This is a genomic window from Paractinoplanes toevensis (assembly GCF_018332695.1).
Classification (GTDB): domain Bacteria; phylum Actinomycetota; class Actinomycetes; order Mycobacteriales; family Micromonosporaceae; genus Actinoplanes; species Actinoplanes toevensis.
This window is the reverse complement of the sequence record NZ_BOQN01000111.1, coordinates 19,108-27,909: the sequence shown is the minus strand read 5'-3', so window position 1 is coordinate 27,909 and position 8,802 is coordinate 19,108. Positions and strand designations below refer to the sequence as shown.

Here is an 8,802-nt window from a genome sequence, read left to right as displayed (position 1 = left end):
CCCAACCCGAAAGGTGTCTAGATGCGGAGGGCTTCGACGCGGGAACTGGCGGTGGGGGTGCCGGCGGTCAGCTCGAAGCCGCCGAAGGCCACCAGCAGGTCGTCGTGGACCGCCGCCGAGAACGAGGCCCGGCCGACCGGGAGGAGCGGATCCAGCGTGCGCCAGCGGTCGGCGCGCGGGTCGTACACCTCGGTCGTGCGCAGCGGACCGTCCGCGCTCGCGCCGCCGACCACGAAGATCCGCCGGCCGCCGGCCGCCGCCACGCCCGGGTTGCCGCGGCCGGTGTGCAGCGGAGCCACCGTGTGCCAGCGGTCAGCCGCCGGGTCGTAACGCTCCACCGTGGCCTGGAAGACCTGGACGTCGACGGTACCGCCGATCGCGTACAGGTGGCCGTCGAGGACCTCGGCCTTGAGCAGGCCGCGCGAGGTGCGCATCGGGTGTGCGTCGTGCCAGGCGTCGTCATGCACGTCGTAGACCGAGACCGCCGTGGTCGCGTTGTCGGCCGCGTCGAAGCCGCCCACCACGTAGAGCCGGTCGCCGATCGCCGCCGCGGCGGCACCGCCGCGGGCACCGGGCAGCGGCCGCCCCGTCCGCCATCGGTCCCCGTCCAGGATCTCCACGACGTCCAGGGTCTTGTCGCCGGCGTAGCCGCCCAGCACGTAGACGTCACCGCGCACGGTGGCGGCGGCCGGGTTGCCGCGCGCGGTCGGCATCGGTGCGATCAACCGCCAGTGGCCGCCGGCCGGGTCGAGCCGCTCGACCGAATCCAGCCCGGCGCCGAAACCCGAGGTGAAGCCGCCGATCGCGTACGTGGTGCCGGTCGTCGTGCCGATCAGGCCGCCGCGCGCCACGTTGAGCGAGGGGCGGGCCTGCCAGCGTTCCGTCCTGTTCTCCGTCATGCCCTCCACGCTGCGGTCCGGCAGCCGACAGGCGCCATACGACGTACGTCGTAGGCTCCCCCGATGGGTATCGACCTGGGCGACGACACGCTCCGCCGGTTGTTCGAGGCCACGGCCATCGCCGACGTCCTCGGCGTCCTGGCCGAGGCGATCCCGTGCGACGTGGTGTCCTGGTCCCGTCTCGACGTTCCCCGCCGTCGGGTTCTCGACAACGAGACCTCGGTTCCCGACGACTCCTCCGACGAGGCGTTCTGGGAGCACTACCACGAGCACCCGCTCTGTCACGGCCCCGGCGTGCTTCGGCCGGTCTGCTCGATCAGCGACCTGCTGGGCGAGCGAGCCTGGCACCGCACCGCGATCTACCACGACTACTTCCGCCCCTGCGGCCTGGAATACGAGATCGGGGTGAAGCTCCCCTGCCCACCCGGCCAGACCAACGTGCTGCTGCTGGATCGGGCTCCCGGCGCCGGCTTCACCGACCACGACCGCCTGGTGCTGACCCTGCTACGCCCCCACCTGGACGCCGCCGTCCGCCGCATCATGACGCCGAGCCTCACCCAGCGTGAGCGGGAGGTGCTGGCGCTGGTCCGCGAGGGCCTGACCAACCGGGCGATCGCCCACCGCCTGGCGGTCTCCCCGCACACGGTCCGCAAGCACCTGGAGAACGCGTTCGCCAGCCTCGACGTGCACAGCCGCACCGAGGCGGCGATCTCGACGGACGCCTGCGGGTGCCGGTAATGCCATCCGTGCTGGTCAAGCAGCATGCTCGAATTCGTGGAGGAGTCCGCCGAGTCGGTCGTGCCGCCGGATGCGGAGCCGTGCGAGGACCTCCGGGTCGGTGGTTGGGTCGGGTAGCGAAGCGCGGGGCCTTCGTCGAACTCCAGGACCGAACGTACGGGAGCCGCACGCGCTAACTGCCCAGCCCCTGATTTCCCGCCCGGTCGCCAACCCTGCGGCTACAAGTATTTCCCTGCCGCGCAACTATCGGCGGCAGATCCGGACGCCGCGTGCCGCCCTGTCGAACGTCCTCGCCGCTGCAGTCCAGGTCCCGTGCCGCTGCGCATTTTCAAGGAATGTGGAGTCCCGCCAGCTCGGTAAAAAGCATTTTCCTTGAAATGCGCGCGGAAGGGCGTTGCGCGACCAAGGTGGAAGCGGCGGGATCGGCGGGCGAGCGCCCGCTCATCGGCTAGGTCCGGATGTTGGGGGCGTCCGTCAACCTGCATCATCGGTCGCAGGATACCAAATTTACCCAAAGCGACCGTGCTTCGGCGAGGGCCGACTGAGATTTGCTAAGTACCTGCCGGCATCGGACGAGATGACCGGGGCTGACTCTTCCACCCTAGACCGACGAACCATGCAGCCGATAAGCCGGCGTCCGAGCGATGGAGAGCTCACGTATCCTGATCGCGATGCTTGTCTATGCTGCTGATGGCCCGAACGCCGCCGATTGGCTCGAAGCGTGGTCGACGCTCGGCGCGGCGATCTTCTCTGCTGCTGCGATCCTCATCGCCTTCATGGTCTGGCGGCACGATCAGCGGTTGAGGCGCGAGGACAAGCTGGACGCTGAGGCCGCGCAGGCCAGACTCGTGCTGGTGTCGGTCACGGCGGCAATCGGATCTCCCGACGACGGCTGGCAGGGTGTTCACGTCTTGATCAGCAACAACAGTCAAACAATGATTTCTGCTGTTCGAGTCCTGGCAATGCCGGGCCTGCCTATCGGGTTCACAGCCGAGGTCACCATGTCCCCCATCCCGGGCAACATCACGGACGGGAAAGAGGTCCTCTTTCAGGAGAAACACCGCTGGCCTTTCCGAGGGGCGGAACCCCGGCCGGAGCAGGTCGCTAAGCGAACCAGTACCCTTCTGCTGTTCACGGATGGTGCGGGCTTGCGCTGGACACGGGAGAACGACGGCGAGCCAAAGCGGCGTCATGTTGGCACACGAGCCGAGTCCAGCTTGTCGTGGCTCATAGCCGATTACATGCGACTGATACCATTTCTCACCATTGTTCGGCGCCTTCCTCTCCGACTGCGGACGAGTTTGGCCCACTGGCTTGAGACGAGACTGCGGCGCCGCTACTTCAAGCAGGCAGCAGGCCCCGGCAGAGATTGACAGCTGGGTTCATCCGCGTCCTACCATCATCCCGCCTTCGTCGAGGCGCCGCCTTTGACCACTGGGACGGGTACGGCACTTTGATCTGCGGCCAAGGCGGGTCCCAAGATCAAGTGCGCGCTCATCGGCATAACCGCGCGTCCCCTCGTTCAGGCCGGGCGTACGCAGGGTGACGACCGGGGCGGTTGCCCGAGCCCGGACGGCGGCAGATCCGGACAATCGCATTCTCTTGAACTTCGTGTTTGTAGACGACTTGTTCGTGAGGATGGGTTGGTGGAGGACATTGTTCGCGATGGTGGCGATGGTGGCTCGGTCGACGAGTCCTGGGCCGTGTTGGTCGCCGGTCTTCAGCGGTACTGCCCGGAGGTTCTCGCCTGGATACGGCCGGCGGCGTCACCCGATGACCTGCGTCTGGCGGAGGAGACCCTGGGACGCCCGCTGCCCGCGGACCTTGTCCGCTGGTGGCAACTGGCCGATGGCATGACGAAACACACCAGTCTGATTCCGCAGAGCTACACGCCCTACTCGGTGCGGGAAGCGCTGAGTGACCGGCGGACTTGGCTGGAGGTTTCCGCGCACGCCGACCGGTACGAACCTGACGACTACGACGAATGCCTTGCCGCACCGGCGGGCACGGGTTGCTCGGGCTGGTTCCTTCCTCAATGGCTGCCGGTTGCCGGGGACGACGCGGGCGGCACCCTGTTTGTCGATCTGCGGTTCGGGCACGCGAATGGTTGCGTTTCGAAGATGCACACCGGTTGGAGTTCTGGTCCGGCGGTCTGGACCGGCGTGGGTGCGATGCTGGAGGAGGTTGCCGAGGCGGTTCGCCGCGATCGGAAGGTCCGGGGTTTCCGGATCTGGGTCGACGCCCAAGGCGTCGATTGGGACGACGATCTTTGGCGTTGGGTCCATCCCGGAGGACGCAGCGGGCCTGATCCCGAACAACTGCGGCATCGCTACCGAGCACTGACTGCCGAATTGCGCGTCGGCGGCTTCGCCGAGCCAAGCGACGACTGGCCGGCCGCGTGGATCGCCGCCACCGTGAAGCGCAATACCGAGGTGCTGATAGTGACCGCGGAAGCCATCGCCGCTACCGAGCCGGGCTGGGACGATGAGATGTGGGTGGCCTATAACAAGCAGGCCGGAGCTCGCTACCGCGGCCAGTCGCTGGCCGATACCGGTGTCGGGCGCGGCATCCGGTACGACAACACCGGCGGCCTGGACCCGACCATCCTGAGCCGCTACGCCCGAGCCGGATTGCCGGATCTGGCCGACGACATCGACGTGCTCGGCGATCGGCTGCTCGAGACCTCAGCCAGTTTCCTGGACCGGCGACCGGCGGTGTACGCCCGCATCGTCGATGACGGTGTTGTTCTTGCCGACGAGATCGTCAGCTGGTGGGGAATCTTGCTGGCGCTGTATTGGCGTCAACTCCCGATCCGCATTCGGCAGCTCCAGACGCTCCGCCAAACGTGATCCCGCCGCGCGGAGCATGATCGTCCAGCCCAGCACAGTTTTCTCCACCTGCGGGCGCACGAACTGCGGCAAACCCGGACGTCGGCTCATGAGCGAGGTGGTGCGAGGATCTGCCGGTGACGCCCTTCCTCGAGCATGGCGACCGACGATTCCAGTTTCTGGCCTACCACGACGCGATACGGCATGACGGTCCAGCACTCGAGCTGGCCGAGGTCGTCGACGGAGAAGTAGGTCCAGCGCTGGTGACCGTGCTGTTCTCCGTGGCCGATGCCGACGACACCGAGATCCTGCTGACAAACAGCGGCCTGCCGCTTCCCATCGTCACAGCGTTTCTGGAAGGCGCCCTCCTCGAGCAACATCGCCTGGGTGAGCAGATGCCTCCGGAACGAAAGTCCCAGAACTAGCCGAAGCGGTACCCATTCACTGGAGGGGATGCGTGGAGTCGGACGGCAGTGACGATATGTAGAGCGCTCATCGCGGCAGATCAGTGCGCTGACTTGTGGCGGCTCGAAGCTATTGGAGATGTCGTTTAGGAAGTACTAACACGGATCAGCTTCCGCGATTCGCGTATTTTTCTTGCGCGGATGAGCGGGGCTCCGCCGTCTCCACGTCTATTGAATAGCGCGTACAATCCTCGCGAAACCTCCACTGGCGTGAGCCCGCAATCGGCGCGGGGCCACGGGGAGTGTCCGCGCCGGTTGCCAGACCACCAATCAGTTGCAGGATTGCCGAGCGGCGAGTTTGGTTTGGCGCACATGTGTACGCATCCCGGCCGCGGACCTGACCAATTCCGGTGTTGTATCAGGCGTCGGTTCGAAAATAGCCATCACGAGATCCGGCTACGGTTTAGGCGCGGCGAAGGAACCGTCTGGCCTGGCTGAGGCGTGACAGTCGCAAGCCGAACAGCCGACGGGATTGGCGTGTCCGCGGACTCGCCGCCGCGCTGCGACGGCAAGTCTTATTGCGCGCCAAAGCCGTAGTCGGCGGGAGCTGTCGATCGCAGCGAGGAGCTCAGCAAGTCCGCGACGTTCCATCGGGGGTACGAGCGAAATTACGATAACCAACGGCAGCACTGCCGCAACCAGCTCGGTGACGATAAACAGCGTGACTACGATCAAGGCGACGACAACGAGCATGCCGTTCACGTCAGTGTCCTTGAACCATGACCGCGACGAGCAGGACGAGCGCGACACCAACGGCGAGGGCCGAAGTTGCTGCCGCAGCGAGGGCGCGCACGAGCGGACCAACCGGGGCGACCGCGCGTTTGAAGCAGAGTAGCGCCACGGCGAGGCAAACTGCGGCGAGAGGGATCGCGAGCTGGTCGACCGCGATCGGTAGGCGTAAGCCAGATGTGGTGGCTGCAACGAGCTCGAACATGAGACCTCCTAGCCAATGCCTTGACATGAGGCAGCGACCGGATTCTGGCTCCGTCCGCTTGGTCCATATCCTGATCTTGGACCTCCCACCAGGCGACGTGCCTGAATCCCTTAGTCTCATGCTGAATGTCGGCTGCACGCGCCACAAGTGCATATGCAGCTGACGCGAATAACGGACATAAACCCCGTAAATGGCTAGGTAGCAGGTAGACACATGACTGATCGTTACTTCGGCCGGGTTCTGAGGGGCTTGACCCCTCGGGACGCTCGCATAATGTCAGCTGGCGCTTCGAAGCATGCGCACGAGTAGAACGATGGCGGGAACAACTATGATCAGCGTTGACAAAGAGGCCAACGGTGCCACAGGTCCAACACTCGAACTGCTGGCAACCGCCTGCACGAGTGGAACCTGCCCGACGATCTTCAAGTCTGACCGAGGAACGATCCTGATCCAGGGATATGCAGTCAACGCGCAACAAGCTGGAGTGACGCTTGCTGCGGACGAGCTGTTGGTGGAGATCCCGGCAGAGTTGCTTGTGGCTGCCTACTCAGCCTCAGCTTGACCTTCAGTTCCAACGTTGGCGACTACCACACCGAGCGAGGAGGGCGAACGTGAGCACGGAGTCGGCTGAAGATTCCAGCGACTCGTCCGAGCCGCCCGGTGTGGCCATCGCCCGCATGCGCCGTGAGGCTCACCTCACGGGACAGCAACTCGGCCAAATGGTGAAAATGAGCCAGGCCAAGATTTCCCGGATCGAAACGGGACAGACGTCTGCGTCACCCGACGATGTCGCCCGTCTTGCCCGCGCGCTCGGCGTCTCCCGCGAGACTACCGACAGGCTGATCGCCCAAGCCGAACGCGCGCAGAATCGCATGACCGACTGGCGGCAAGCCACCGGCGCCGTCGGAGGCATTCAGTCCGAGGTCGCTCGGATAGAAGCCAAGACACGGGAGTTCCGAATCTTCCAGCCGAGCGCGATTGTCGGCTTGGCTCAAACAAGTGAATATGCCCGCGCAGTGCTGTCCTCGATCGATGTCGTCTACGGCCGTAAGGAGCGCCAGGGCCGAGTTACGAGCGTGGCTGAAGCGGTCTCTGCCCGCGTGCGGCGCCAGGAAGTGCTAATGGAGCCTGACCGCCAATTCCATTTTACAATGGGGGAGTCCGCCTTAAGTAGTAGGGTCGCGGAGCCAATTCACATGCTGGCCCAAATTGAGCGCCTCCGCCAAGTAGCGGAACAGGATAATACCTCCCTAAGAATCATTGCAGCTGACGCCCACCTTCCGTTTCCGCTCATTCACGGCTTCGAGCTCCTCGATGACTCGCACGTAGTCATAGATGCCTTCAATACGGCGATGATGAGCCGCGGTCGTGAAGACATCGCGTCTTACCGCCGCATATTTGACACCCTGGAAGAAATCGCTACCGCCGAGGTCAGGCCATTGCTCGACAAATACCGTCGTGAATACCGGAACCTCGCGAGTTGAAAGACCCCTTGAGGGAGTAACTAATCTAGGCGGGTATTCCCCTCACGCGACCTCAGGCAACCAGGCCCGTGGCAAATCAGTCCGTACTGCCCGCCCTCATCGGCAGTCAGGACGCCGACCGGCACGGGACGCCAGCCACCGAGCGTGACGACGGGCCGTCCGCCTCGAGCACGGACGGCGGCAGATGAATGAGTGGTTTGCGATTTACGGCACCAGCCTTCGAATCTCGATCCGTGCGCCAGGTTGCTCACCGATACCACCGTGCGCTGACCTACCAGCCGCGAGTGGTGCGCGTCGTCCCGCCCGCCTCACCCTGGTTTGCTGATCAGGCAGCGCAGGAGGGCGCCAGCGTCGGGGCCGTACTTGGCCGCGTACAAGGCGTTCACTTGATCGTGCGTCTCAGTCTCCGAGTCGGCGAGGACGTAGCGCCGGTCGCCGTCCCCGAGCACGATCACCTCGTGCTCGGGGTCGACGGCCTGTTCGACTGCTGTCGGGTTGACATCGACCCAGCGTTGGCCGTCGAGCAGCACGTATCGTAGGTAGTGTTCTTCGCTCGTATTCCGGACGGTGAGCTTCACGCCCAGCCGGTAGTGGTCATCGAGGCGTCGAGGGCCGGCGCTGGTCCACCGGTTGTCGAACGCCTCGAGCGCGAGACTGCCCAGGTCACCCAGAACCCGGACCTCACGCTGGGTGCTTTCGCTCACTCGCCGATTGCTGAACACGCCGTACGAGAGCCAGTTGTCCACGCGGTAGAAGGCGTGTGCCGGGCCGACCGAGCTGATCCGCACCTCGAAGAGGTCGCGGTGCCGGGCCGGTAGGTCCTGGATGATGGCTGTTAGCCGCTCGATGTTCTGCCGCATCAGACCGATCGCGTCGGTGGGTGCCACCTGCCGTGCCCGCTCGGCCGCGTCCGGGCTGGACGGGTCGGTCAGCATGAAGCGGAACCGCACGCCCCGGTCAAGGGCAGCATGCATGGCTGGCTGGAACCCCTTCTCGTGCTGGCTCTCGAGCAGGCCGGTCCAGTGCTTCCAGACGTCCACCCGGTCGGTGGAATGCTCGATCCGCCTGATGACCGCGCTGTAGTCGAGACCGTTGCGCCGACGAACCACGTTGCGGGACAGCACAACAATCAGCGGCTGAAGCACGAGCAGTGCGAGCACCAGATCCAGGAGGTTCGACCCGACGTTAATCCGCACGTCGGTCGCGAACCCCTGGACGTGCCGGACCGGGTACATCAGCGCGAACGCGGCCACCAACAGCAGGACACCGATCAACGAGTAGAGGTAGTAAATCCCGCGTCCCCGCATCGATCCATGGTGGCAGGAGACGATCGATCGGTCCACATAGGTCCGTCCGCAGAATTTGGTCGGCCGCCACGGCATGTGTGCAGAACGGCTGGACAGGCAACAGCCCGCGGCCGCCCGCCTGCCCTGGCCTGCACGTCGAGCCGGGCGC

The 8,802-nt window shown here is 65.1% G+C and carries 9 protein-coding genes; 6 read left to right on the top strand and 3 right to left on the bottom strand.

Going from position 1 to position 8,802, the window contains the following annotated elements:
• Positions 1–17 precede the first annotated feature (17 nt).
• A complete protein-coding gene (locus Ato02nite_RS40035; RefSeq protein WP_213011919.1) occupies positions 18–899 on the bottom strand; it encodes a Kelch repeat-containing protein in 882 nt (293 codons plus the stop codon).
• A 63-nt stretch (positions 900–962) separates the two neighbouring features.
• Here Ato02nite_RS40035 and Ato02nite_RS52200 point away from each other — a divergent pair, with 63 nt between their 5' ends.
• The 4 genes from Ato02nite_RS52200 (at position 963) to Ato02nite_RS40015 (ending at position 4,890) form a co-directional block, all read left to right on the top strand.
• Entirely contained in the window at positions 963–1,637 is a 675-nt protein-coding gene (locus tag Ato02nite_RS52200; RefSeq protein ID WP_246607994.1) for a response regulator transcription factor, read from the top strand.
• A 671-nt stretch (positions 1,638–2,308) separates the two neighbouring features.
• Complete coding sequence (locus Ato02nite_RS40025) at positions 2,309–3,010, top strand: hypothetical protein (protein ID WP_213011918.1); 702 nt, start codon at positions 2,309–2,311, stop codon at positions 3,008–3,010.
• Positions 3,011–3,283: 273 nt separating this feature from the next.
• The gene (locus Ato02nite_RS40020) at positions 3,284–4,486 is read left to right on the top strand and encodes an SMI1/KNR4 family protein (RefSeq protein WP_213011917.1); all 1,203 of its coding nucleotides are present in this window, start codon (positions 3,284–3,286) and stop codon (positions 4,484–4,486) included.
• A 116-nt stretch (positions 4,487–4,602) separates the two neighbouring features.
• Positions 4,603–4,890, top strand: a complete 288-nt coding sequence (locus tag Ato02nite_RS40015) for a hypothetical protein (RefSeq protein ID WP_213011916.1) — start codon at positions 4,603–4,605, stop codon at positions 4,888–4,890.
• 742 nt (positions 4,891–5,632) lie between these two features.
• Here the strand turns inward: Ato02nite_RS40015 and Ato02nite_RS40010 are convergent.
• A complete protein-coding gene (locus Ato02nite_RS40010) occupies positions 5,633–5,863 on the bottom strand; it encodes a hypothetical protein (protein ID WP_213011915.1) in 231 nt (76 codons plus the stop codon).
• A 328-nt stretch (positions 5,864–6,191) separates the two neighbouring features.
• Between Ato02nite_RS40010 and Ato02nite_RS40005 the strand changes: the two genes are divergently transcribed.
• Both Ato02nite_RS40005 and Ato02nite_RS40000 read left to right on the top strand, forming a co-directional pair.
• The gene (locus Ato02nite_RS40005) at positions 6,192–6,425 is read left to right on the top strand and encodes a hypothetical protein (protein ID WP_246607993.1); all 234 of its coding nucleotides are present in this window, start codon (positions 6,192–6,194) and stop codon (positions 6,423–6,425) included.
• Between the two features lie 49 nt (positions 6,426–6,474).
• The gene (locus Ato02nite_RS40000; RefSeq protein ID WP_213011914.1) at positions 6,475–7,347 is read left to right on the top strand and encodes a helix-turn-helix domain-containing protein; all 873 of its coding nucleotides are present in this window, start codon (positions 6,475–6,477) and stop codon (positions 7,345–7,347) included.
• A 308-nt stretch (positions 7,348–7,655) separates the two neighbouring features.
• On the opposite strand, the gene Ato02nite_RS39995 is transcribed toward Ato02nite_RS40000, so the two are convergent.
• Positions 7,656–8,654: a hypothetical protein gene (locus Ato02nite_RS39995; protein ID WP_213011913.1), complete on the bottom strand. Its 999-nt coding sequence runs from the start codon at positions 8,652–8,654 to the stop codon at positions 7,656–7,658.
• Positions 8,655–8,802: the final 148 nt, after the last annotated feature.